This window comes from Enterobacter cloacae complex sp. I1M, from assembly GCF_014982425.1.
Classification (GTDB): Bacteria; Pseudomonadota; Gammaproteobacteria; order Enterobacterales; family Enterobacteriaceae; genus Enterobacter; species Enterobacter intestinihominis.
Genome location: NZ_JADCLG010000017.1, coordinates 12,691 through 36,893, shown reverse-complemented (window position 1 = coordinate 36,893; position 24,203 = coordinate 12,691). Strand labels below are relative to the sequence as shown.

Sequence of the window (24,203 nt, the reverse complement as noted above, 5' to 3'; positions counted from 1 at the left end):
CCGAAATCAATCCACCCGAGAACCTCACTGTAAACTAGACCGCTACGGTTAGTTACCAGCCATTCATCAGCTGTTCATTCGGCATATCCATGTTTCAGCACAGATTTAAACTTAATGAAATACGTCAGGGCAGGGGAAGAAACTCGAGCTAAGCGGCCATAAACTAGAGCGAAATGTTACTTCGAGTTCATTGCTTTTCTCAGCTTTAGTATCTTTTCCCTGGCGCGCTCCCTGTGCTCATCGCTGATAAGATCCACCGGCTCACCGTTAAGGTTGAAACGGTGAGTTCCTTCCACAACCGACATGACATAGCGCGCACTCTGGGTATATCTGACCAGATATTGCTTAATCTGCACCTCTGAGATGGGCAAATCACGTTCTCTGGCATCGTTCACCATTGCTTCGGATATCTTGAGGGCCAGCGGCTTGTACTCAGAAAACAACAATGGCCAGAATTGGCTGAGCCTTTCCTGGGTCCTGGTATTTTTCTTGTAATTCCGCCTTGCGCTGCCGCGCAATTTTGCCGGAATATCCTCGCGCATTCCTGGGGGACAATGTAGTTTTTGAACGTCCACTTTTCCTACCTCAACAGGTTCGGCCGGAGCTTTAACCTTAAGCTCTTTCGGCTCAATAATAATGCGCCGACGTTTTTTAATGATGATGGTGGTATCGGCCATGGCTTTACCTCTGCTGGGATAATTCTGCACGGGCAAGTACAGAAGGATTAAGTACCGGTTAAAAGACAACAACTACTCAAATTATAGTCTATTTTCAAAGGGTTAACTATGCCCTGGGCTGAAAATCAAGCAAAAATATGCTCACATTTTATTAGCAATATCAGCTACTTAAAAGGTTGCTCGAGGGTTTACAATATTAGGAATATTCTTTTGCGCAGTGCCGGAAACGGCGGCAAAAATTCTGTGCATCAGCCAACATAAGAACCGGAAAATGACGCTCCTGAATCACGAAACTCGGTACTATCTGGAAGTGACCACGTTGCTCAAAGAAGACATTGATGATTATAACTTCTATTGTCGCAGCAATAATGTGCCCAGCATTACCATATGGCGTTCAGTAAGTTACAGAAGATTTGATGTCGTATGTTCTTGGGAACATCTTGAACATAAAAATCATGAAGTCGTTTGCCACCCACTGTTCGGGCCATGCATAACCGCATACGCAGAAAAGCAGCTGAAAAAACTGATAAACCAGCATGACTGGCGCGGGCCGACCCCTCCTACCCTGGAACTCTCAAAGTGTCGCCAGCTGGTGACCTTCAGGTTGATTCAGAATATAGAATGCGCACGCAAGCTGGCAATCGACAGTTACCTGTTTATTACCTGCCTCATGGAGGAAGTACGAAATCTTCAAGAAGGGGAGCGGACTCTATGATGCGCGTTAGCGCATGTAAGGCGCCAGGAAGAGTTTCATAATAAACAACAGTCAGAGGCGCCGATACCCGGCGCAGCCGGCTACTGTTTTGATAGATTCCGCCAATCTGTCCCTTCACCCTGCAAAGCCATACCCGCTAAAAGCTACGCAGAAGCTGCTGTAAGCGGTCGGAGTGAGCACGTCAAGGGTTTACCCGCTGACGGGCTGTATCTCCGCGTTAGCGCCGTTAGGCGCTTACGAGCGCACTACTTTTTTACCTCTCGCGATATATAACCTCCAGCGGCGCTGATGACTAGTTACAACATCCATTATTAAAAGCGACGTTGTTCCGGGCCTTCGGCCCGGGGCGGCCTCGCTTTTCAGTGGTGGGTCCCGGCTCGGAAATTACAGATTTGCACCCACGCAGTTCAAAAATACAAATAGTATGTTGTAACTGGGTAGTCCGGGGCCCGCCGCTTGCGGTGGGAGGTAGCTTTGAAATCTGAGCGGCGCGACCGTAGGTCGCTGCAAGTGAAGTCATTCTTGAGTCTGACCACAGGGCAGACGACGAACAGGTTATGTTTTTATATGAAGTATTTATATGTCTTTAACAGAGAGTACAGAGCAGGGGTTTAAAAGGATCCACGCACTTTAAAACAGTAACGTTTAGCGCTTTATAACCATATCGAGTTTAACTTAACAGAACGGTCCCTTGCAGTTATGTGGGGACAATTCATTTTGCCGTGCTGTGACGTCATCCTGGGTGCAAAATTTGTCGGTTTTGATGATAAGGAATGGCCTGGTTCCGGCGCCTTGCATATCGGAATGTACATTAAATGTACGATGGTTTTTGACTGACGTGAGTAATCCTCCGGCGCCAGCCGGATTATATACAGGTAAGGCTTAAGTGGTGCCGGTGGCCAGCCGGGTGTAATTATTACCGCGGGACATTAGCATTCGCTCTTTGACACGTCGCGATACTTCTCTGCGCACTGCTTCATGATTACCGGTGAACCGTCCCTCGGCGATTTCACGCGTCAGCTGTTGCTTCACGATCGATTCAATATCACGGCGGGTGCGGGTAACGTCCTTGCGAGCACGCGCACGTTTCAGGCCGTGTAGCTTACGTTCCGACTGGTAACTGCGGAAACGTTCGCGTACATAACGCCAGGCTCTTGCTATTAACTCATCCATTTCCAGGCGCGGCTCATTCTGTTTTTCACGCTGCTTATTTTCCCATTCAACGCGACTGCGCCGCGCAGCTGCAACAGCAACGTCGGAGACATCAAGAGCAGAGAACAGCGCCGGGGTGAACGTGATATCCGTTGGAATATTGCAACCGATCTGCGGATCATATTCAGTCTGATACGTGATAAGCCCCAGTTCTGCCATGAAGCGCAGCGCCCGGGTAGCCCTGGTGATGGAGAGATTACCGTTTTTAGATTCAGTGGCCAGACCGCACTCGATAGCAAGGTTTGTAATTGACCTCTGTACACGGTTGGCCAGCGGATCATAGTGGAAACATAGGGCCTGGAGTAAGGCATCAATAGCCCGTCGGCGAAGCAATGGCGGCATTCTGCGACGAAGGCCTAATGAGCGCATAAATGCGACGTGCATGGAAAAATCGAATCTGGACGTGAAGCCTGCAGATTTTTCCATCAGCTTGCGGCAGAAAGGCAAAGTTTTTTTGCCTTCACGGGGCGTAAATTCTGGATTAGGGTTCCGGACCTGCAGATATTGCGAGACCAGAGCTGGAGAGTTAGCCACCGCACCCTGCACTTATGACTGGCGCGGTTAAAATGAGTTGAAATGGGCAATACATAAGATATAATTCTTCCTAGGTTATACCTATCGATACCCTCTCGTTCTACGGCGGCCGGTCAAAGCACCAGTAGAACAGAGGGTTTTCACTTTCAGAGGCTTCGTTCACCTCTTCTGCCGCAGATATTACCCCATCTTTTCTAAGTTGCAAATCCTAAGATCTTCTAAGATCTCGTTTTCCTGTCAACGCGATGTGATCTCCTTCACACCAATTTTTAGCACAACGCTTACTGTCCACCTCATGCTGTCAATGCGTATTAATCCTAATCGCTCCCTTATACGTTCAAAAAACACTCACTTAATCACTTTTTTTGTAAACGTCACCTGATCAAAAAACAAACACCATCACGATCTTTTATTCTGCCCATTGGATCTAACGCAGGAGATATGATCGAAGTGAGCAAAAACAACGATCATTTATTCTGATTGCTCTGCATGTTATCCACAGGGCAGTGTTATTACACTGTTTTACAGGATGTTTACAGCGTTAAATATTGAGGTTATAAAGCAACACAATATGACTGAGCCAATACGGCAACCAACCAGTCAGGCCTTACTGAACTTTGTTCCTTCGGGGAAGAGTGAGCACGCCTCTTCTAATTAAACTGCAGGTATAAATATCAGTACAGTAATGTTCACTGTGAACGCCTTACTTTCTTGACCACTTCTCCCACGGTCAAGAAATGGCGGAGCTTGCAAAATTATCCATACCTCTAATGCGAGACACTTATCATGGAAGCGTGGTATCTGCTTTGCTACCAACCGGGCAAGGGAAATTTGTACAAGGCGCAATTAAGCCTCGACAGAAAAAACATCAATTTCTTTTGCCCAATGTTACGAACCTACCGGGAACGCAAGGACTGCAACAGTTTCAGAATGAGCGTTGAGCCGCTATTCAATGGATACATATTTGTTGCATTCGACCCGGAGGTAATTCACCCGGCCAAAATCGAAACGGAATGTCCCGGCGTTAGTAAATTTGTACGCTATGGAAATGAAATTAAAAGCTTACCGCCTCATGTTATTGAAAGTCTGATGGACCTTCCATTTTGTACCGATGAACTCGACAGATATCGCTTTACGTCTTCACCGGCAAAAACACGCCCTAAAAGGCCACCCAAAAAAACCAGACGACGAATGAACAATCCTCAGAAGGTCCAAAACAGCCTCTATAGCAAAATCAGAGAGATTGTGGAAATCGACGAGGAACCTTTACGTACAGCTATGTTCGTGGCATTTGCTGAAAGCCTGGCTGAGCAAAGGAGGACCGTTAATGGATATAATTGATCATCTTCAGGATGAAGAAGAGTTTTTATTGAATCTTAAAATTGAATCTCGTCGCGTTAAACCGGTTATACCATCTGCTACTCATTGCCAGCGATGTGACGCTGAAATACCAGAAACCCGACGGGAACTGGTTCCCGGAACTCAACTTTGCGTCTATTGCCAGGCCGCATCTGAAAAACTACAAAAACACTTTCACTAATTCCCTTTAGTACCCTTGCTACTCTTGGCCAGCTTATGCTGGCCTCTTTTATTTCAACGCCCCTTTTTTTTCTAAACAGACCTTCTTTTGAAGGCTCATCTTTAGGCCCATCATGAAAAATAAATATCTAATGCACCGCGTTACTCCAGAACGCAAAGATAAATTAAATGGCGTTGCTGTCGATCTTGGATATAAAGAACGGCAGCCTATTACCGTCAGTGATGTTCTTAATGCGCTAATTGATATGTGCGTAACGGGTGCTGTAAATCGCGATGATCTTACTAAACAGATCCTGGTCAACTTTGACAAACCCAAATCCGCGCCTGGCCGGCGTGTAACAGGGACAAAGCCATGAATAAACATATTTCCTGTTTAATCCCATTTTGTCTGACTGCGTGTCAAACCACCCACGTCAGCACCCAACCCGATGCATTGAGTCTTGTTGACCAGTTGCTGGATGCTCAACTGGTAAAAATTCAGGTCGAACAGAAGAGCCTTGCGCTTGCAAGCGGCCTTAATTTCCACCCCTTAAAGACGAGTCAGCCAGTTACGGTACAGAAAGCACAGCTTACGCCTTCAGTTAAAAGCCTGCCGACGCCAAAAAGCCTGCTACCTAAACCGGTTACTGCTAACCCTCAACCAGCCAACATCCCCAACGTCAGTTTCACCGGGGAGGCCGACCCCCTTCCGGGCCTGGTGTCAAAAGCAGGGAACAAACAATCTCTTGATAATGCTCTGGGAGTAATCATCCCGTCAGGCTGGACAACGGTGAAATCGACCCGTTTAAAATCGGGCTTCAAAACTCTGGTTAGCTGGACCGCAGGCGATCAGTGGCCGCATACGTTGAGTAAGCTGGCACGCGAAAATAAACTCCAGGTGACGATTCAGTGGGCTTCGCGTCAGGTCCTGATTGATCTGGCTGACACTCAGCAGGGAACTAAAACTGTAAAATCAAATCCGTGGGCACAACCTAAATTACTGACCAAGCCGGCTATGCCGACTATGCCGACCAAACCTGCCGCTCCAGATAAATCCAAGCCTTCGCTTATGGCCACACAGAAAGGCAGTATCCAAAAGGCGTCATTACCACCACCTCAACCGACCAAAAAAATCTGGCGTGCAGAGACCGGGACCACCCTTAAAGACGCCATCTTTACCTGGGCGGCAGAAACCACCTGTGATTCTAACCCAGACAAAAAATGGACCGTCGCATGGGTAACGACCACAAACTATCGTATCGATGCCCCGCTGCAGTTTAACGGTACATGGCGAGACGCGCTTAATCAGGTATTCACGCTTTATTTAAAAGCCTCAGTGCCTCTTTATGCCGGCACTAATTCTGCCCAGTGCGTACTTAAAGTTGATGATAAGCCGGTTGTGGATGATAAAACTGTGCATTAAGGAGGCCACATGGGCTACCTGATATTGGCGTTATTCACATCGATACTCCTGCTTGCTTCTGGCTCCCTACAGCGTGATAACACTTCTTCTGCGGAAACCTACACACAGGGTACCGTTAACCAGCAAGCCACAGATACCATGCGGTACCTGAACTCCCTTGTTGACTACCTTTACAAACACCCCATCAGCGATGGCTCGGTTCCGGACGCGCAGCTGGGATTCGTTCCCTCTGGTGTAAAAAATATCATTCAAAGTGGTCGTTTATGGGTCTATCAGCCAGGACAGCACGGGCTTCTTCGCGCACTGGCCACAGCCTCGTCTCAGTCGGCTTTCATCGGAACAGTGAAATCCCGCCGGCTGGTTGACCTAAGCGGTCTCGATATGCAGGTCGCTGTACCATCACAAATTCCAGACGGCTATATCGTTTACCTCAACTAAAGCCCTTTACCTCCAGGTTCTCCTGGCTTCCGACACGACGAGAAATTCTCATGAAACAACACTCCATGACCCGGGTGGCAATCGCAGTTGCCGCCCTCGGGCTGCTGGCAGGTTGCTCCAGCCTTCAGCGAATCGACGAAACGCAAAATACCGCAGCTGCCGATTTCGATACGGCCAGCCGCAAAATGGCCGTTCCTCCGGGAACACAGCCGGTAAGCGAGATCTCAACGCAATGGATAAACCCAGTCCCACTTAATTCAAAAGGCGGGCAGGAGTTACTCCCTGGATGCTCTGTCACGCTCATGCGTCCGGGCGAGATCAGCCTTGCTGATGTCAGCGCGTTTATCACCCGCACATGCCGGGTTCCGGTAGTCATTACTCCGGATGCTCGTTCGGCTGCAATGTCCGGAGGCGCGACGGAAAAGATATCAGGACCAATACCGGCGCCAGTACCTGCACCTGATGCAACGGGAATGATTCCGCTTAATCAGATGGGGGCAACAACACTGCCCAGGGCTGTAACCGGTACGGATGTTCTGAAGGGGGTTCACTGGCAGGGCGCACTATCCGGGCTGCTGGATCACGTTACCACCCGTTTGGGGCTTTCCTGGCGCTACGAACAGGGTCGAATCGCGATTTTCTACCTGGACACCCGCTCGTTTCCTATCACGTTCCAGGATTCACAGAACTCGTTCTCCTCCAAATCAGTCTACGGTACGACCTCATCCTCCGGGGAGGGGTCTTCTGGGGAAGGTAATACATCTCAGACAACCACGACTGATATGAACACAAACCGCTATAAGGAGCTTGAAGCGACCGTTAAGTCGATGCTGACGCCGGAAACAGGAAGAATGTCCATCGCCGGTGGAATGCTAACCGTAACTGACACTCCGCGGGTTCTTAATGCAGTACAGCGTTATATTGAAGGCCGTAATACTGAACTCACCCGTCAGGTTGTACTGAGCGTGAAAGTGTGGTCGGTAACCAAGAAAAGGCAGGATCAGCTGGGTATCGACTGGGATGCTGTTTTCCGCTCCGGAAGCGTGGGCCTGTCACTGGGTAATACGATGTCCGGTGTGGCTAACACAGCGATGACCGGCGGGTTATCCATTCTGGACGGCAAGTTTGCTAACTCAAATGCCTTTATTCATGCCCTTTCTCAGCAGGCCAATGTCTCGGTTGTCACACAAAATACCAGTGCGACAACGAACCTTAACCCTGTTCGTGTACAGGTCATTACTCAGCAGGACTACATCAGTCGTGTCAGTACCGAAAATACCGCGAACGTGGGCTCCAGCACTTCTGTAGAGAAAGCAACCATCTCCACCGGCTTTAACATGACCATGCTGCCGTACATCATGCCGGCATCTGACCGTATGGAACTGCAGTATTCCATATCGATGAGCGACGATCCGGAAATGCAGCCAGAAAAAGTCGGTGACGTAACGTTAAAGCTGCCAAAGACGAAAATGCACAATTTCGCTCAGAACGTCATTCTGAAATCCGGTCAGGCATTACTGCTCAGTGGTTATCTGCAGGCTAACAACGCATCAAATAAGCAGGGTGTGGGTTCTCCAGGCTTCTTTGGACTTGGCGGCGGCTATAACGCTGAGAAAGGAGACACCATTCTCGTGATCGTCATTACGCCGACTCTGCTGGGGTAAACAATGCAGCACAATACAATCATCCATTCTGGCCGTAACGTCTGGGTCGCTGGACTGCTCTGGAAAGTGGCTGAAGTGGCCAGGAAACTGGATCACCGCCGACAGGCACGAAAAGAAGATGCAGATCACTTCATTTCATTTGTTCAGCCTTCTGGTGTCCTTATTGGAACGGCCAACCTCAGCCTCACGGGGCTAACGCCACGGCAAGCAGGCAATGCATATGCCCTGGCACCAGGCTTACTCCCGTTATTAGGTGACAATGCGTGGGCGGTCTTTGAGCTCGACGATGGTGGCTATTATTTTGTGGCCACGACCGGCGGTTCTCTGTCCCTCCTGTCTGATATTACTGGCGACCTCGAAGAAATCAGAAAGGCAGTCGAACGTTATCTTAGTTATACCGGCGCTGAAGCAACCACCGTCGCATTTTGCCCCGTAGGGTTTATGCCTGGCCTGAGCGCGCCGAAAGGAGATATACATCAGTTACTGGCATCCCTCACTCGCGAACGCGCCTTTCGCCTAAAACAGATATCCACACGGCGGCCAATGGCTGTCTGGTCACTCACTCTGTTGCTGGCCATCGCAGGATGGTACGGATACTCAACCTGGCAACATAACCAGGAGCTGAAAGACCTGGAGTTAAAGCGCATCGCTATAGAGAACGCTCAGCGCATTGTGAAGAAAGATCCCCCAAAGCCCTGGGAAAACCTACCTGATGCAAAGGCTTTTATACAGACCTGCAGTGAGGGCTGGAACGTTCAGTTGAGTATGGCAGGATGGCCATTTAAGGCTGCGATGTGCGGCAAAGATGAAAATGGTTTATTCGTCAGGTTAGCGTGGGGAAAACCCGAAGGCGGCACACTGGCACCATTCCGTCAACGCCTGGCGTATTTTTATCCCGATCTGAAGCCATTTTTTAATATACCCGGAGAAGCCGATACCGGTGGGGTTAAAAAACCGCTAGTCGCGGCTATTGGCGCAACTTCTCAAGAAAAAATTGGAGATGGTGATGAAATCACTCAGCGTTTAACAAATTATGCACAGCAAATACAGGCAAAACTGGTACTGAGGGAGGACAATAAAAGCAATGTAATTGTGGATGGAAACATTGTCGATTTACCCTGGCGTACTTATTCATTTCAGCTCGACACAGACATCCCACCTGAAAATCTGTTTGGTTCAGACATAAATAAATCAGGCATTCGTTTAAATACAATTACAATGACTTTAAGCAACGCCAGGCTGCATTATACCCTGGAAGGAACACTCTATGCGACTCGCTAAATATTTGCTTACCGCTCTGATTATTCAGAGCATTGGGTTTTGCGCAAGCGCAGCGGAAGACGATACCGGGAAAATAATCTCAGCGCCTTCAGCTACGCCAGTTCAGAATCTGACTATTAGTGAACTTGAAAGAATACAGGCTGAGACAGTGCTTTATGAGGCTCGAGCAAATCGCGCGAAAGCAATACTCAACTGGAAAACTAACGGGAATGGGCTTGATGCACCAGTTCCCGAATTGAGTGCGACAGCCTCAGCAGAGAAGGCAAGAGAGCAGGCCAGGATTGATCGTTCTGAAAGTATTCCACGAATCCTGGAAATTGCCGGCAGTGGAGGTCAGCTAACCTGCAGAATGCTTATGCCGGATGGGACTGTGGTTGAGGCAAGGAGTGGTCAACGGCTTCCAGGTTCTGCTTATACAGTTGCAAAGATAAGTTCCCAGGGTGTTCAGTTAAAAACAGATGATGGGAAATTAGTTTCTCCATCTTTTACGGAGTAAAACCATGACAGATATTACTCTTCCGGTTGCTCAGCATGACGAAATTCTAATTCCTTCAAAAATAGCGCATCGCATTCATTATAAAGAAGCAGAGCAACCATCCCTGTTTATTTCTGAAAACGATCGTTACGATGTACAGATTCAGGCTTTTGTAAGAACTATCACTGACAAAAAGCCGGACGCTTTTATCAAGTTCCTCCCGCTTGATGAAATACACGCCCTGAACAAAGGTGACAAGATTGTCACTGATCTGCAGCTTACTGGACCGCAGAAAAAGGTTGTGGAATTATTCAGACTTGCGGTACAGCGCAAGGCATCTGATATTCATATTGCTATTGGCGAGGAAGGCCTGGCATTTATTAGTTTGCGAATACACGGCAGCCTTATTCGTGTTGATACGATCCCAGAAGAGGACGGGATCACTCTTGCCTCGACAATTATCCTTTCCATGTGCGATGTGACGGAGTCTCAGTTCAACAGCCGCCGTCCTCAGGACGGACGAATTGAGTCCAAGTATCTTGAAGGACTCAATTTATTTGGAGCTCGCTATTCACACACACCGACGGTTCACGGCATTCATGCCGTGATGCGCTTAATACCTGATGACAGTGAAAATCCTCCAACACTCAGCAAACTGGGGTTTCTACCGGAACAACAGAAATTGCTCGAGAAGATGTTAGTCACTCCAGAAGGAATGGTCATACTAAGCGGTCCCACAGGTTCAGGGAAAAGCGCGACCCTGCGAACGATGGCCAACATGTATCTGAATTTCCATGATTACGCTCTGAATCTTGTGACGTATGAAGATCCCCCGGAAGGGCGTATTAAGGGAGCCATTCAGTGTCCTATTGTTGCCAACAAAAATAACCCGGACGACGTACTGCGCGCATGGCGCCTGTATCTTGCGAATACCCTTCGTATTGATCCAGATGCGATCCTGGTGGGTGAAATGAGGGACCCTTTCTCTGCGCAGGCATGTGTCACAAACGCAATGACAGGTCACCTCGTCATGTCAACGACACACGCGAATGATCCTTTCAACATTCTTGAACGCCTGATGACGCTTGATATCAGACCTGAATTATTAACTGACCCGCAACTGTTCATTGGGCTTGTCAGCCAGCGGCTGGTACCCGTTCTCTGCGAACATTGCAGGCTGAGCTGGAATGATGTGGTGAACGATCTGAGCGATATTCAGCAACAACTGATTTCTGAAACCTGCGATACCGGTACCACTCGCTTCAGGAATCAGACGGGATGCAATTGCTGTGAAGAAGGGATTATCGGCCGTCAGGTCGTGGCCGAAGTGATACATCCGGATGCGCAATTTATGCTCAATTTCCGCGAACGAGGAAAACTGGCAGCGCGCGAATACTGGATAAAGAAAATGGGTGGCATAACCCGTAATGCCCATGTCCTGAAATTGGTTAATCAGGGGCTGGTAGACCCAAGGGCAGCGCAGCGTATTTGCCCTCTTGATGAAGATCGGCGATTACTGACAGAAGGAGCACAGAATGAAAGCTAGGCTGAACTCCTTTATGGCCGGTTTATCAGACCTGTCTTCAAGCCCGGTGATTAGTAATTTGAATGCGCGGCGTAAAGCCTGCAACCGCTGGATTTACAGCAAAACGTTTTCGACCGCCGACCGCCTGAAACTCTACGAAGAACTGGCCTTCCTCCTGAGTAATAATCAGCGTCTGAATGTGGCGCTGGAAAATATGTTATCAACTGCATTGAGTGGTGGCCCCTCAGCTGCACGCGCTGCGGTCTGGCTTGAAGATATTCTCGAAAGCCTTAATAACGGTCTTCCCCTCGATCAGGCATTGTCCGAATGGGTTCCGCGGGGGGAATGCGCAATAATCAGTTCAGGTTTGCAGGACGGTAATCTTCCGCAGGCACTGGAGCGAGCCTCTACGGTTGTGCGTGGAATAGCCGAAATGAAGTCGAGTGTCTTCAGTGTTCTGGCGTATCCCTTCTTTCAGCTGGCAGTCGTCATCGGCCTGCTGAAGATGATCCATGATTATTTTATGCCACCGATGACCCGTATGTTTCCTAGGGAAGACTGGAGCGGCGCAATGTGGTGGCTCGGGTTAAGCGCTGACGTTGTAGCCAAACAGGGGATCTGGCTGGGACTTTTCTTCCTGTTGTTCTGTGGCTGGACAGTGTGGTCTCTGCCAAACGTAGGAGGACGGCCGCGACGCATTCTGGACTATCTGATTCCCTGGTCACTGTATCGGGACTTCCAGGGCGTCGTATTTTTACTGAATGTCGCTGCACTGCTGGGGGCAAACGTAAAAACACTTGATGCCCTAAATAAACTTGCAACCCATGCGTCACCCTACATGCTGGAGAGGCTTAACGCTATACGGCGAAGAGTGAATGCCGGTGATCATCTGGGGCTGGCCATGCGAAATTCCGGATATAATTTCCCGTCGCGTGAAACTATTAACAAATTAGTGCTTCTGACTGCAGGGCAAAATAGTGATAACAGTCAGATACTGATTGAGCGATACGCAATGTACATGCTCAAAACCACTATTAAATCAATGAAGCGCAGAGTTATTCGTGTATCCCTCGCATGCTTCGGTCTAATTGGCGCTTATATGGGTATGTTGCTGGCAGTAATACAGCAGCTAAATGACCTTGCAGATCATATAGGCAGATAAATTACTTTACTGAGTTTTACATCCCTCGGGAGCCCCTCTGGAGCGCCCGGTTCATCGCTGGTCGCTAGACCTGTCTGTTACACAAGGAAATATCAATGAGTAAACAATGCACATCGCCTGCCACACAGGTACATCGTGGTGTTCTGGGTATTGAGATGGTAATTATCCTGGCTGTACTCGCAATCGCAGCCATAACTATCTTTCTTAATTCCAGTGGCCTTTTCAGTAAAAACGAAACATCTACCGAAATGGGCAATGCCCAGCAAATTACCGTTAATACCCGTTCGTTGCTTAAAACCGGTGGGATTTATAATTTCAACGGTGCCGCAGATATGACCGGATTGTTAATCAAATTTGATGGCGCTCCGAAAGCTATGTCGGTCGTCGGTGATGCCTCAAGCGGAACTGCAACGCTGATTAACGTCTGGGGGGGCGGGGTAACCATCGAGCCTACCGCATCCACCGGAGGCAAAACAGGGTTCACTTTGACGTACAACAAAGTACCTTTGGCAGCCTGCACTGTTATGGCCTCTCAAATGTCCTCTTCGTACGGTGAAACGTCAATTAACGGCAGCAAAACGGTAGGAACCGTCAGCTCCGCAACTGCAGGAAGTCAGTGTACGAAAGATAACGGTTCCACAGGCACCAATATCCTGAAATTTACCAGCATGACCTAATCAACCTAATCCGGGCAGGCCACACCTGCCCGTTCAAGGAGGCATCCGATGAAAGTTATAACTGGACTGCTGGCCCTAGTGATTGCTGGCGCTTTTTCATTATCGGCGGAGGCCTTTTGTTTTAAGGAGGCCGGCGCCCGATACCAGATTGACCCGCGTTTATTGATGGCCATAGCGCAGCAGGAAAGTGGAATGAACCCAACAGCTGTTAATACCAACCGAAATAAGTCGGGAAAAGCGGTGAGCTACGATTATGGCGTCATGCAGGTCAATTCAAACCATGTGCCGAAATTAATGGGAATGGGGATAATAAAATCTAAAGACGACCTGCTGAATAATCCCTGCCTGAACGTTCAGATCGGAGCATGGATACTGGCGACACATTTACAGAAATGCGGTGTGAACTGGTCCTGTCTGGGCTCATACAATGCTGGCTTTTCTGAGAATGACGTGCAGGAAACAAAACGTTTAAATTACGCCAGAAAAATATATCGGCGTTATAACATCCAGCTGGCGGGGCATCCCTGAATGAACCTGACAGCATTGTACTTATGTACCCTGCCAATGATTTACCCCGCGGGAAAAGCATTACTGCGCATATCCGAATCCTACATTGAGCGTATGGATACGGTACGAAAGCCGGAAAATCAAATGCACCATGAGCTGTTTAAGGTTTGGCTCATACTGTGTGTTGTCCTGATAGCGGTAGGTCTGGTTGGTTTTCTGGGACCGGAACAAATCATCAGAGGCCTTCTTGTGGGGGCATGGTGCCTTATTCTTGCCGCCCTGGATTTAGCGCGCTTCTGGCTCCCATTCCGTTTTACCGCATCGCTGGCCATAACTGGCGTTATGTATTCGATTTGGGTCCTCCCGGAGCGTAATCCCGCGCAATTGCTGGCTGAAATCAGTTTCATTTTTATTCCCCTTGAGTTAGTTCGCCTGTTGGCAAATTACATTCAAAAAGATGAGGTATTTGGTAAGGGAGATGTTTGGTTAATTACAGCGCTCGTTTGCTGGTATCCGGCATTCGATGTACTTGCTGTCACGCTAATCGCATTATCCGCAGCAATTTGTACGGGTGCCATGACCAAGCAGCGCTACCTGCCATTTGGCCCGTTTCTCTGCCTGTTCGCCGTCATCCCGGCGTTCACCACACTGGACATAATCATATGAAGAAGAAAATTCACCGTGGCATGGTGAACATTGAGGTTGCCATTGCCCTGGTTATCGTCATGTTCGCCGGTATATACGGCATGACCAGGTACAGCCAGTATGTAACTGAGCTTGAATGGTCCGTTGAAGCGCGCCATATGGATGCTGTAACCGCGGCCGCTAAAAGCTACATTCGCGATAACCGTGAGCCCCTCCTGGCTCAGGTTGGCGCGGGTGGAAGTGTAAAACTTACCGGCGCACAGCTGCAGCAGGCAGGCTATTTACCTCAGGGTTTTACGCTGACCAATACCAGTGCTCAGACTTTCCAGGTGGCAATAGTCCGCAACCCTTCAGACAGTACAAAACTGGTTGGTTTTGTTCTTACTCAGGGGGGAAAAGCTATTCCTTATAAAGGCCTGAGGTATATCGCCCAGTCAGTTAAAGATGCAGGTGGGTATATCCAGACTGCAAATCAGGCCGAAGGTGCCTATGGCTCCTGGAAAATGAATTTATCAAGTTACGGCTTATCCGGTGAATCAGGACGCCTGGCCGTGTGGCTGTCATCGGATGTTCTCGGCGCAGATGACCAGGAAAGCGATCGTCTTTACCGTTATGCATTAGCAAGCCGGCCCGAACTGAATCGCATGCACACCGCGATAGATATGAACAGCAATAATCTGAACAATGTGAGCACGATTAATGCAAAAACAGGGGCGTTCACTGAAAACATCACGGCCAAAAATGGCGGTTTCAGTGAAGGGGTAACAGCCAAAAATGGTACGTTTTCAGAAAACATTAAAGCCCAGAACGGAACCATTACTGAAACGCTTAACGCGAAGAATGGCATGTTCTCGCAGGGGGTAACAGCAGGATCAGATATTCGTTCTAATGACGGCTGGGTGATAACGCAGAACTCCAAAGGCTGGATGAATGCAACCCATGGCGGGGGATGGTATATGTCCGATAACGACTGGATGCGCAGCCTTAACAACAAGAGCGTGTACACCGGAGGGGAGATTCGTGGCGGTTCAATGACATCGGAAGGCAGACTGACAATCGGTGAGTATTCCTTACACCAAAAAGTGGAAGTTGCCGGCACGGCCTGTCCGCAAAACGGGCTTCAGGCCCGTGACTCATTAGGCGGCGCGCTTTTCTGTAAATCAGGTATTTGGGGTAGCCTGGGTGCTGATGAGAAAGTGACGACCTACAGCTCAACGTTTCCAAAGAACAAGATCGACATGGGTCAACATGCTATGTGCGCGCTCAGCTACGTTCGGGTCATTAAAATTGGATACGACGACGATACTTCAAGCTGCGAGATTTCAAAGTCGGGTAGTAACTGGATACTGACCAGTACCCCAGCTCATTACTCCAACTATCGTTGCGACGCAGTTTGCCTCAATTAGAAATGACCGTTCGTCTGGTTAGCCGGCTTCTTCATACATCAGTCCAAACTCAGCCCCTTTAAATTCAACCCGGCCGGTTTGTTCGGCTCTATTCATCTTTTCTCGAGAATGACCTATGAAACGACACGTACTCGCGGCGCTGCTGCCCCTGCTGCTTGCTGGTTGTCAAACAGCCTCTGAGGTTGATTGCAAACCAGCCACCTCAAACAGTAATTTACAAGCCAATGCCAGCGCCAGTCAGGCGGGCATGACAGCATTATTGAAGTCTGGCGCCATTAACCAGAAAGCCTTCCGGCTGGGAAATGGAATTACGGCCAATAGCCAAAGGATCAGCATTGAATGGGATGGCGATGCAGTTGAGTTATTAAATACTCTCGCCAGGCAACGTGGCTATCGATTTGTCTATACCGGTACTCGCCTGCCGCTTCCGGTCAATGTTCATGTGAATAACATGACGTTTGAACAGGTTCTCGACCTTGTTCGGGTCCAGACTGGCTGGCGAGCGAAATTAGTTCAGGAAGGCGTTGAGTTGCGGCTTTACTTTAGTCTCCCGGATAAAGGGGGCCGCCTCGCATGAAACAATTCGCACTGGCAGGCCTCATGCTGTTCTGTGCTTTCTCGGCTTATGCAGATGAGGTGGATACTCCCCCGGGAGATATTTCCTCTTATTTGAATCCTGAGATAAAAGATTTCAATGGCCTCAGCGAAACCGTATGGCAGATGCTTAATGATGCCGGCCGAACGATCGGATACCAGGGGGGAAAGGCACAGCGTTCATATGAACTCAGGCAGGCGCTTATTACCAGGGACGATATCCTGAGCAAAACTTATGACTTTCGTCCTCTGATAAGTCGCCAGGGATACTTACCACCGGTCATCGCAACATCAACCGACCTTGCTCATATCACTGCAGATCAAATCCGTACGGCTTACAGAACCTACAACATCATTGTCCCGGCACGGTTCGTTAGCAACCCTCCGGGCTGGCGTTCATACCTTTTACTCGGTCTTTCAGGTAAACGCATCGAGGCCCCGGATGCTGCTGTTCGCCCCAAAAACAGCAAAGAAAAAGCTGTCTGGGAGGAAGCAATTCGTAAGGGATGGGAAGAAGGACGTCAAAGTGCAGACCGGGCGCTTGAATCAAATTTTAATCGTCTTACTCGCGATTATACCGGCATGCTCCGTTACTCCACGCTTCTGCAGCAAGGGATTATCCAGGCACCTGACATCAAAGAAACCCAGCAAAGTGTAACCGGCACCAGGGATGAGTTGATGATCGGTGACAAAGTGAAACGCATTCAGGACCCGGCTGGTTTTGTTGTTGATAAGAACCGCTGGAAGCCCTCAGTTCGTAAGGAACCACAATGACATTCCCTTCATTCGACTTTCATGCTCATGGCGGCATTACGGGAGATGGTTTGAGATCATTTCTCGTCCATTGCGCCAGAAACAACGTGTCAGATATTTTTCTGCAGGGGGGAGGACCGCTGGTTGTGGATTTGCACGGCCGCAAAATTCGCGCCAGCGAGTTTCGCATTGAGCCACCGCAGTTAACCCGGTTAATGGATGACGTCTTTTCGGAGCAGATCAAAGGCGACCTGAAGGCGGGAAAAGGGGTAGATAGAGCACTGCAGCTGACAGGCGATATGTATAACCGCTACGGGCTTGGGCGCGGTGAAAGCCAGCGCTTTCGCTGTAACTTTGTCCAGGCCACGATCGGCGATTACGACACAGTACCGGCACTGACACTAAGGACCATCCCAACGGTCATACCGGAGCTCGAAACGTTGGGGCTTGAGGATGATTTGCTGCCTTGCCTGATGCCTCACAATGGGCTTGGGTTGATCACCGGCGAAACCGGGTCAGGTAAATCCACCCTTATGGCGTCGATTTATCAGTATATCGCGCTTAACGATCCCGACCGCAAGATAGTCACAGCAGAAGACCCAATCGAGTTCCTGTTGAACTTCCCTAACGCGATACTGATGCCTGAGCAGTCACAAATCGGTCGCGACGTGGCGTCATTTGCGGAACATCTTCGTCTGACATTGCGCCGCGCGCCTGGCGTGATTGGCGTAGGTGAGATTCGTGATCTTGAGACACTGAGCGGCGCTATCGTGAATGGTCAGTCCGGGCACTTCTGTTTATCCACCATGCACACTAACTCCCCTGGCGAGACCATTCCCCGCGCACTGATGCTGGTACCTGAAAATCAGCGTGAAGCGATGGCATGGAACTTACTCAGTAATCTGCGATATGTCGTAACCCAACGTCTGCTCCGCACCACTGATGGCAAACGCCAGTCGATCAGGGAATATCTCGTTTTCGATGATGAGGTAAAAATCGAACTCGGTAAGCTGAAACATACCCATTGGCGTACGTGGATCGACAACCATCTGAGTGAGCGCGGTGAGCGAATGAGTGATAAAGCCTGGGCTCTTTTTCAGAATGGGCGTATCAGCGAAAAAGAGTTACTCACAGTCATTTCACGGCGTGAATTAGACAGGAGGGCAGCGATGTGAAAATAAGCCAATGGCGTGACGCAGGGCGACGGCTTGAAATCGCGGGTGTGCCGGTCGTCCTCTTCACATTGTATGCCGCCTGGTTTCAGTGGCCAGAAGCAACAACGTTCTACACCGTTACCGGCATCATTCTTTTTTTCCGCATCCTCTCCTTCTTCGGTTTCACCATCACCATTTTGTGGCAACGCCTTCTCCGCCTGCTGCGGGGCCTGCGACTGACGGGTCGTCCATGGTGGTACCGCAAGTTCTTTGAGTAACGAGGAACAAAACAATGCAAAAACGCACTTACCTGGCCATTACCAAGGAAGCGAAAAAGGAAGCCCTGCGCGCTGCAGGCCGGCTTCCTGACGGAGATTACGCGCTCGAATATGACAGATCGCAAAAAGTCTGGTTTGCGAAAGCCGGGGCCGATCTTGAAAAAGTTAAGGCCTGGCTACCTGAAAATATCGTTTCAGGCCAATCCAATACTGCCAGAGAAAATTTATCGCCTGTAGAAGAGTTTGCCCAGAAACTGGAGGATGCCGGTTTTATTCTTCCGGATAACGGTTTGCCTGAAATGGATGGAAAACGGCACAGGGTCTCAACAGAGGGAGATAAAGCCGGGACCAAATCTGGCGTCTACCAGGGTTTTCTGGATGGCCGCCCTGCTGGCTGGTACCAGAATCATCGTTCCAGTGAGGGGAAGGTAAACTGGACCTCGACTGGTACATACCAGTATGACCCGGTAGAAGCCATTAAACAGCGGGCACTCGCTGCACAGAAACGCTGGGACAGAGAGATTAAAGCGCATGATGATTATGCCCGCATCGCTAAAACACTCTCAAACCAGTGGTTGAAAATGCCGGATGCGCCAGACACGCACGCGTATCTTGCCCGCAAAGGTGTTACCGCCAGTGCAGGAGTAAAACTGGATAAGTACGATAACCTTGTCATTCCTCTGCGTAACACTGATGGCGAGCTGCGGTCGCTTCAGTACATCAAACCGGACGGCACCAAAAACCTGAAGAAGGGTGCTGAGAAGACTGGAAATTTCTTTGTCGTTGGGGGGGAGCTGAATCCGCAAGTGCCTCTTCTTTACGCTGAAGGATATGCCACCGCGGCAAGCCTCCATCAGGCCACCGGTATGCCGGTAATAATGACTGTTGACGCCGGCAACATGGTGACAGTGTCACGCAAACTTAGTGAATTGTACCCCGACTCTGCACACATCATTTTAGGTGAAGATGACTTCACAAAAGATGATAACAAAGGCCTCAATAAAGCCCGCGAGGCCGCAGAAGCTATCGGTGGTACTTACATCATTCCGCAGTTCACCGAAAGCGAACGTGCTCTTGCTTTTGCCGGCGCAGGTTCATTCAGTGATTTTAATGACATTCACACCTCCCGCGGTATCGATGCCGTTCGTGATCAACTTGCGCCAGTGCTCGCCCCGTTGCTTCCTGACTGGCGTCAGGCCTTTAGCGAGAATAACTCTATGCCAGACAATCAAATCTTACCGGAGCTACCAGCAGAGCATGACGCTGGCCCTGCACAAGAAGAGGTAGATCTTTCAGAATATGCAGACTTCATGAGCCATGTGCCTGCCAGTCCAGCACCAGAAGGCAGCATTCCTGGTAACACCCACGCAGAACCAGTTATTGAACCAGGCCTGACCGCGGATACTGTTACGGTATCACCGGCAGCAGAGACCTCGCCAGAATCAACAGCGCAGCTCTCTGAGCATCACGGCCATATTCCTGTTCCTGATGCCGAACAGCCCAAACCAGAAGTCGAATCGATTAATAAGCCAGTGCAACCTGAAGAGGTTGTTGAAAAACTTCGGCCTGTCGATCCGGAGCCTGTGCCAGAACAGCCTGAAGAGGTGCCCACACCAGGTGTGGTTGAAACTTCAGAAAAAGAGTCAGTCATTAAACCGAACGCACCGGTAACTGACGAGCCTGTTAATTCTGGTACCGCTGAACCTGAGAGTATGGCGCCCGCCGGCGACAGTGAACCAGCTGCAGCCGAAAATGGGTTTAGCTTTACCTTTGGGCGCCATGCGGGTGATATCAGCCCGGGCGATGACCCTAAACCTCTTGTAAATCTTGATGAACTGCTCCAGGGGCTGACAAGCCGTCAGGAAGGCAGAACCTGGATTTATTCTCTCGATGGGCAGGATGCGTTTCGCGATTACGGCGACCGCATTGTGATGGCCACTCCAGAAGCCAGCGAGAATGATCGAATGATCCTGGCGGCGCTGCTTTCAGCTAAAGCGAATCAACGTGGTGCAGTTGAAATTACGGGTAGTGACGAGTTTATTCAGCGAACCATGGTGCTGATTGCCGATCACAACATCGATGTTCATTTCAAAAACCCTCAACAGCGTGAGCAATTTGAGGCTCTGCTGAAGTCCCGGGCTGAGAATACCGTTCAGCAAAATGGCCTGAATATCGGTCCCGAATCAGGCCCTGAAACCCCGGCCCCGGTATCGTCGATACCTGCTCCTGGTGTAGCGGAACCAGCACTATCTGAGAGTACCACCAGGCCAATAGAAGCAACGGAGAAGACAGTCACACCAGAATTAAGCGTCCTGGATAAAGAAACCCTGCGCACCGGCCTGACTGGCAAACTACTCGATGCCGGAAAGGCACCGTACAAGTTTGATAAATCAAACTCCGAAAGCTTTTATGTACAGCTGCGGACCAAAAGCGGCAACAAAACCTACTGGGGCGTCGAGCTGGAGCAGGCGTTAAAGGACAGCGGTAATCAGACTGGCGATATGGTCAAACTACAGTATCTCGGGAAGAAGGCTGTCACCGTCAATGTGCCGGTGAAAGATGCCGAGGGCAATATTACAGGTTTTGAACGGCTTGATACGCATCGTAACCACTGGACAGTAACCCCTGCTCTCGACAACCAGCTGCTGGTAGCTGACAAGCATGCAGTGGCACCGGCGGAACTGGCGGCTTACGACGGCAATGCGTTCTGGAAACTGCAGCAGCAGATTATTCAGAATAACAATCTGCCACTTTCCTCTCCCGCACCCAGCGGACACGGGTTGCTCTACACCGGCCCAGACGGAAAGGGTCAGATTGCGCCTGAGGTACCGCCAGTAAACGCCCCCGTTCCGAATCATTCTAAAGCTGCAGGTTCTGTAGTGATGGCGGCGCTGGATGATAAGGGTGAACTGCTGGCGCATCTGGTGAAAGGCCACGGGGATTATCTGCAGGGCGTTATTCGTCATCAAGGAGAAATGAAAAATGTCCTTGCCCGTATCTGCACGACAGAGAAAGGCAATACGTATCTTGCCTTAAACAGCGTACAGGACAACGGCAAACTCCAGCTGATTGGCCACGCTTCAGCAGTTAACACGCTCAGGAACGCGGAAGTGAACTACGACACCTTTGCATTTCAGATGAAGGGCAAGGACGAGCACAAATTTGCGGTTCCCCTGATATCTCCCGAAAAGATCCCGCCGGCACTGCACAGCAAACTGGGTTTCTCGCAGGCATATACGCCACCTAAATCCGAGGAGCCGGTTCAGACACCTCATGTACAGGCTAAGCCGGCTATTCAACCACAACCGATGTGAGGTCATCATGCACAATATACGTCGTACCCTTTACACTACATTGCTCTGTCTGGCGTGCATCCCTTTTGCAGATGCAGCGTCCTGCAGGGCTGGTACTGCCGCGCAGGCAGGAAGTCAGGCAGGTTACAACCGGGCTAAAGAAGCAGCTGATGCATGGTCACAGCGGCAGAATAATGTCTCAGCATCTCTCGGTGATTGTCTGGGAAACATTTCAACGACGATTACCGCGCCAACATTCCCAAACCTGGCGGATGCCTTAAACCAGATCGGCCAGAAAATTTGTGCTGCAGCGCGCGATAAGATTAATGACTATGTTCCCCCAACTATCGACCCATGGGGTGATTTGCCTTCAACAGCAAGCTTGTCGTCTTACAGCTCATACATACCGGCCACTCAGTCCCGTTCAGCAGCTCAGCTGCAGGTAACACCGCAGCCAGCTGCAGGTGATTCCGGGACAGGCTCATCATCCTTCATATCACTGAACTGATGGAAGACTCGCTGAAATGAAAAAGAAAACAGCCTCCGCAAAGGAGGCTTCTCCTGTGGTAGATGAAGCCCCGCGCAAAACCGATGATCCGATGATTCCATTTATGGATGCGCTGGAATTACATAAAAAGAACATGCTTAACGCAGGCTTCGCCCGGAAAGCGCTCCAGGTTGCGCTTATCGCCTGTACAGTAAGCGCTCTCCAGTTCCCTGTTAACGCCTGGCTGGTCTACAAGGTGGCTAACCCGCCCACCAAATATTTTGCGACCAACAAGGGCAGTGTTCTGAAGCAGGTCCCCACTAATGAACCTGCCTACACCGATGACGATGTAATAGACTTCGGCGATAAGCTTATACGTTCAGCGTTCCAGCTCGACTTTAAGAATTACCGGACACAAATAAGCGATCAGCAACAGAAATTCTCTGAGGAAGGTTTTGTCAGCTACTACAACGCGCTGACGAACTCGAATCTTTTCTCCAAGGTGAAGACTGAAAAAATGCTGATGTCAGCAAACGTCACCCGCAAAGGGATGATTTACCGGCGTGGCCTGGAAAAAAACGGACTGTATATTTGGGATATTCAGTATCCGGTTACTCTGAGTCTTGACGGTCAAACCCGAAGCTTACCTTCACAAAACTTTATCTTCACCGTTCGCATTCAGCGCACGGATGTCACGCTAAAACCAGAAGGTATTGAAGCAGTGTCAATTATCACCCGAGACGCTGGCTAACTTTATTCAGGTAGAAAAATGAAATATATGATGATCCCGGCTATAGCGATCGCGCTATCAGCTGCGCCTGCGCTTGCCGCTGACTGGGCTCCAGCACAAACAGGAAATACCCCAACAACCGAATTACCAGCTGCGCCTTCTCCAGCATCGCCAACACCCCAGGCCAACAACCAGCCACCGCCAGAAAACGTACAGACAGATATCACAGCACCTCTTCGACAATCCGCACCGCCAGCCCCCCCAACCTCAGCTCAAGCCTGGGCAATGAGCCAGGCTAACCCATTAGGGGATCAGCAGGGGATTGAAATGGTCGGTGAAGTCATGGATGGCGCCAGCCGTGGTCGTGCCTGGCAGGCTGCAGATATCGTTCCCCGGATCTCCACACTGACCATTAACCTGTCACCGGGGGCTTCTTTACCTGTGTTAAGAACCACAACATTTCAGGCCAGTACAGTCATGTTCACTGACAACACTGGCGCGCCCTGGCCACTGGCTGCCCCGCCTTACAACGGGAATTCAACTGGTTTTGCGGTCAATTTCATTCCAGAAAGTAGTGTGATGACCGTACAGGCCAGACGCTTATATGATCGTGGAAATGTAACGGTCTATCTGAAAGGACTGGCGGTACCGATAATTATCGACCTGAACAGCGGTGAGGCCAGTAGCCAGGCGAAATCTCGCGTCATTGACAGCCGTCTGGATCTTCGTATTCCTCAGCGCGGGCCGCAGGCTAAAAAACTACCTACGGGACAGACGAAAATTGGCCTGAATAACCCAACACTTCAGGCATTTCTCGACGGCGTACCTCCGAAAGAAGCGCGCCGGTTAAAAACACAGGGTGAGTTACCTGACACGCAGGTATGGCAGATGGGTGACGATCTCTATATCCGCACGCGCAGCGAAATTCGTGACGAATTTGAGCTGACACAGGCCTCCGGTGATGGAACCTGGCTCTATAAATTACCTCTTACGCCTGAGGTTGCCTTTTCCCGCGCCGGCAAAACTGTCTATTTATCAATTTCTCTGGAGTAACT

General features: G+C 49.9%; 23 protein-coding genes. 21 read left to right on the top strand and 2 right to left on the bottom strand.

Features of this window, described 5'->3' with window-relative positions:
* Nucleotides 1–176: 176 nt before the first annotated feature.
* Together INF86_RS10630 and repA are read right to left on the bottom strand one after the other, a co-directional pair.
* Nucleotides 177–677: a ProQ/FINO family protein gene (locus INF86_RS10630; protein WP_095453880.1), complete on the bottom strand. Its 501-nt coding sequence runs from the start codon at nt 675–677 to the stop codon at nt 177–179.
* A gap of 1,597 nt (nt 678–2,274) precedes the next feature.
* Nucleotides 2,275–3,138 (bottom strand): incFII family plasmid replication initiator RepA, encoded by an 864-nt coding sequence (gene repA / locus INF86_RS10625; RefSeq protein WP_095453882.1) that lies wholly within the window; start codon nt 3,136–3,138, stop codon nt 2,275–2,277.
* A 786-nt stretch (nt 3,139–3,924) separates the two neighbouring features.
* Between repA and INF86_RS10620 the strand changes: the two genes are divergently transcribed.
* The 21 genes from INF86_RS10620 (at nt 3,925) to INF86_RS10520 (ending at nt 24,201) form a co-directional block, all read left to right on the top strand.
* Nucleotides 3,925–4,479 (top strand): transcription termination/antitermination NusG family protein, encoded by a 555-nt coding sequence (locus INF86_RS10620; RefSeq protein ID WP_096989112.1) that lies wholly within the window; start codon nt 3,925–3,927, stop codon nt 4,477–4,479.
* Entirely contained in the window at nt 4,466–4,678 is a 213-nt protein-coding gene (locus INF86_RS10615; RefSeq protein ID WP_096989111.1) for a TraR/DksA family transcriptional regulator, read from the top strand. The genes INF86_RS10620 and INF86_RS10615 overlap by 14 nt, the downstream gene beginning before the upstream one ends.
* 112 nt (nt 4,679–4,790) lie before the next feature.
* Nucleotides 4,791–5,033, top strand: coding sequence for a hypothetical protein (locus INF86_RS10610; RefSeq protein ID WP_096989110.1), 243 nt, complete (start codon nt 4,791–4,793; stop codon nt 5,031–5,033).
* Nucleotides 5,030–6,079, top strand: a complete 1,050-nt coding sequence (locus INF86_RS10605; RefSeq protein ID WP_193543503.1) for a TcpQ domain-containing protein — start codon at nt 5,030–5,032, stop codon at nt 6,077–6,079. The genes INF86_RS10610 and INF86_RS10605 overlap by 4 nt, the downstream gene beginning before the upstream one ends.
* A gap of 9 nt (nt 6,080–6,088) precedes the next feature.
* A complete protein-coding gene (pilM, locus tag INF86_RS10600; protein ID WP_095453886.1) occupies nt 6,089–6,517 on the top strand; it encodes a type IV pilus biogenesis protein PilM in 429 nt (142 codons plus the stop codon).
* Between the two features lie 50 nt (nt 6,518–6,567).
* The gene (locus tag INF86_RS10595) at nt 6,568–8,181 is read left to right on the top strand and encodes a PilN family type IVB pilus formation outer membrane protein (RefSeq protein WP_227414771.1); all 1,614 of its coding nucleotides are present in this window, start codon (nt 6,568–6,570) and stop codon (nt 8,179–8,181) included.
* A gap of 3 nt (nt 8,182–8,184) precedes the next feature.
* On the top strand, nt 8,185–9,462 hold the full coding sequence (gene pilO2, locus INF86_RS10590) for a type 4b pilus protein PilO2 (RefSeq protein ID WP_095453887.1): 1,278 nt from the start codon (nt 8,185–8,187) through the stop codon (nt 9,460–9,462).
* The gene (gene pilP, locus INF86_RS10585) at nt 9,449–9,958 is read left to right on the top strand and encodes a type IV pilus biogenesis protein PilP (RefSeq protein ID WP_095453888.1); all 510 of its coding nucleotides are present in this window, start codon (nt 9,449–9,451) and stop codon (nt 9,956–9,958) included. Before pilO2 ends, pilP begins: the two co-directional genes overlap by 14 nt.
* 4 nt (nt 9,959–9,962) lie before the next feature.
* The gene (locus INF86_RS10580) at nt 9,963–11,483 is read left to right on the top strand and encodes a GspE/PulE family protein (RefSeq protein WP_193543502.1); all 1,521 of its coding nucleotides are present in this window, start codon (nt 9,963–9,965) and stop codon (nt 11,481–11,483) included.
* On the top strand, nt 11,473–12,624 hold the full coding sequence (locus tag INF86_RS10575; RefSeq protein ID WP_227414770.1) for a type II secretion system F family protein: 1,152 nt from the start codon (nt 11,473–11,475) through the stop codon (nt 12,622–12,624). The genes INF86_RS10580 and INF86_RS10575 overlap by 11 nt, the downstream gene beginning before the upstream one ends.
* A gap of 95 nt (nt 12,625–12,719) precedes the next feature.
* Nucleotides 12,720–13,301: a type 4 pilus major pilin gene (locus INF86_RS10570; protein WP_095453890.1), complete on the top strand. Its 582-nt coding sequence runs from the start codon at nt 12,720–12,722 to the stop codon at nt 13,299–13,301.
* A 48-nt stretch (nt 13,302–13,349) separates the two neighbouring features.
* On the top strand, nt 13,350–13,829 hold the full coding sequence (locus tag INF86_RS10565; protein WP_095453891.1) for a lytic transglycosylase domain-containing protein: 480 nt from the start codon (nt 13,350–13,352) through the stop codon (nt 13,827–13,829).
* On the top strand, nt 13,830–14,474 hold the full coding sequence (locus tag INF86_RS10560; RefSeq protein ID WP_193543501.1) for a prepilin peptidase: 645 nt from the start codon (nt 13,830–13,832) through the stop codon (nt 14,472–14,474). It begins immediately after the preceding gene.
* On the top strand, nt 14,471–15,859 hold the full coding sequence (pilV, locus tag INF86_RS10555; protein ID WP_193543500.1) for a shufflon system plasmid conjugative transfer pilus tip adhesin PilV: 1,389 nt from the start codon (nt 14,471–14,473) through the stop codon (nt 15,857–15,859). The genes INF86_RS10560 and pilV overlap by 4 nt, the downstream gene beginning before the upstream one ends.
* 115 nt (nt 15,860–15,974) lie before the next feature.
* A complete protein-coding gene (locus tag INF86_RS10550) occupies nt 15,975–16,436 on the top strand; it encodes a DotD/TraH family lipoprotein (RefSeq protein ID WP_095453894.1) in 462 nt (153 codons plus the stop codon).
* Nucleotides 16,433–17,227 carry a type IV secretory system conjugative DNA transfer family protein gene (locus INF86_RS10545; RefSeq protein ID WP_193543499.1) on the top strand — a complete coding sequence of 265 codons (795 nt, stop codon included), beginning with the start codon at nt 16,433–16,435 and terminating at the stop codon, nt 17,225–17,227. Before INF86_RS10550 ends, INF86_RS10545 begins: the two co-directional genes overlap by 4 nt.
* Nucleotides 17,224–18,381: a plasmid transfer ATPase TraJ gene (gene traJ, locus INF86_RS10540; protein WP_193543498.1), complete on the top strand. Its 1,158-nt coding sequence runs from the start codon at nt 17,224–17,226 to the stop codon at nt 18,379–18,381. The genes INF86_RS10545 and traJ overlap by 4 nt, the downstream gene beginning before the upstream one ends.
* Entirely contained in the window at nt 18,378–18,638 is a 261-nt protein-coding gene (gene icmT / locus INF86_RS10535; RefSeq protein WP_095453897.1) for an IcmT/TraK family protein, read from the top strand. Before traJ ends, icmT begins: the two co-directional genes overlap by 4 nt.
* 14 nt (nt 18,639–18,652) lie before the next feature.
* Nucleotides 18,653–21,952, top strand: coding sequence for an LPD7 domain-containing protein (locus INF86_RS10530; protein ID WP_193543497.1), 3,300 nt, complete (start codon nt 18,653–18,655; stop codon nt 21,950–21,952).
* Nucleotides 21,953–22,455: 503 nt separating this feature from the next.
* Nucleotides 22,456–23,169, top strand: coding sequence for a DotI/IcmL/TraM family protein (locus INF86_RS10525; RefSeq protein WP_193543496.1), 714 nt, complete (start codon nt 22,456–22,458; stop codon nt 23,167–23,169).
* A gap of 18 nt (nt 23,170–23,187) precedes the next feature.
* Nucleotides 23,188–24,201: a DotH/IcmK family type IV secretion protein gene (locus tag INF86_RS10520; protein ID WP_227414769.1), complete on the top strand. Its 1,014-nt coding sequence runs from the start codon at nt 23,188–23,190 to the stop codon at nt 24,199–24,201.
* The last annotated feature ends 2 nt before the right edge of the window (nt 24,202–24,203 follow it).

Bases quoted from the DNA above. Each gene is read 5' to 3' on its own strand.
- INF86_RS10620 (WP_096989112.1), top strand. From the start codon at position 3,925: ATGGAAGCGTGGTATCTGCTTTGCTACCAACCGGGCAAGGGAAATTTG.
- INF86_RS10615 (WP_096989111.1), top strand. From the start codon at position 4,466: ATGGATATAATTGATCATCTTCAGGATGAAGAAGAGTTTTTATTGAAT.
- INF86_RS10570 (WP_095453890.1), top strand. From the start codon at position 12,720: ATGAGTAAACAATGCACATCGCCTGCCACACAGGTACATCGTGGTGTT.
- pilV (WP_193543500.1), top strand. From the start codon at position 14,471: ATGAAGAAGAAAATTCACCGTGGCATGGTGAACATTGAGGTTGCCATT.
- traJ (WP_193543498.1), top strand. From the start codon at position 17,224: ATGACATTCCCTTCATTCGACTTTCATGCTCATGGCGGCATTACGGGA.
- INF86_RS10525 (WP_193543496.1), top strand. From the start codon at position 22,456: ATGAAAAAGAAAACAGCCTCCGCAAAGGAGGCTTCTCCTGTGGTAGAT.
- INF86_RS10560 (WP_193543501.1), top strand. From the start codon at position 13,830: ATGAACCTGACAGCATTGTACTTATGTACCCTGCCAATGATTTACCCC.
- INF86_RS10630 (WP_095453880.1), bottom strand. From the start codon at position 677: ATGGCCGATACCACCATCATCATTAAAAAACGTCGGCGCATTATTATT.
- INF86_RS10610 (WP_096989110.1), top strand. From the start codon at position 4,791: ATGAAAAATAAATATCTAATGCACCGCGTTACTCCAGAACGCAAAGAT.
- INF86_RS10545 (WP_193543499.1), top strand. From the start codon at position 16,433: ATGAAACAATTCGCACTGGCAGGCCTCATGCTGTTCTGTGCTTTCTCG.
- INF86_RS10530 (WP_193543497.1), top strand. From the start codon at position 18,653: ATGCAAAAACGCACTTACCTGGCCATTACCAAGGAAGCGAAAAAGGAA.
- INF86_RS10580 (WP_193543502.1), top strand. From the start codon at position 9,963: ATGACAGATATTACTCTTCCGGTTGCTCAGCATGACGAAATTCTAATT.
- INF86_RS10565 (WP_095453891.1), top strand. From the start codon at position 13,350: ATGAAAGTTATAACTGGACTGCTGGCCCTAGTGATTGCTGGCGCTTTT.
- pilM (WP_095453886.1), top strand. From the start codon at position 6,089: ATGGGCTACCTGATATTGGCGTTATTCACATCGATACTCCTGCTTGCT.
- INF86_RS10575 (WP_227414770.1), top strand. From the start codon at position 11,473: ATGAAAGCTAGGCTGAACTCCTTTATGGCCGGTTTATCAGACCTGTCT.
- pilO2 (WP_095453887.1), top strand. From the start codon at position 8,185: ATGCAGCACAATACAATCATCCATTCTGGCCGTAACGTCTGGGTCGCT.
- INF86_RS10595 (WP_227414771.1), top strand. From the start codon at position 6,568: ATGAAACAACACTCCATGACCCGGGTGGCAATCGCAGTTGCCGCCCTC.
- INF86_RS10520 (WP_227414769.1), top strand. From the start codon at position 23,188: ATGAAATATATGATGATCCCGGCTATAGCGATCGCGCTATCAGCTGCG.
- INF86_RS10605 (WP_193543503.1), top strand. From the start codon at position 5,030: ATGAATAAACATATTTCCTGTTTAATCCCATTTTGTCTGACTGCGTGT.
- pilP (WP_095453888.1), top strand. From the start codon at position 9,449: ATGCGACTCGCTAAATATTTGCTTACCGCTCTGATTATTCAGAGCATT.
- INF86_RS10550 (WP_095453894.1), top strand. From the start codon at position 15,975: ATGAAACGACACGTACTCGCGGCGCTGCTGCCCCTGCTGCTTGCTGGT.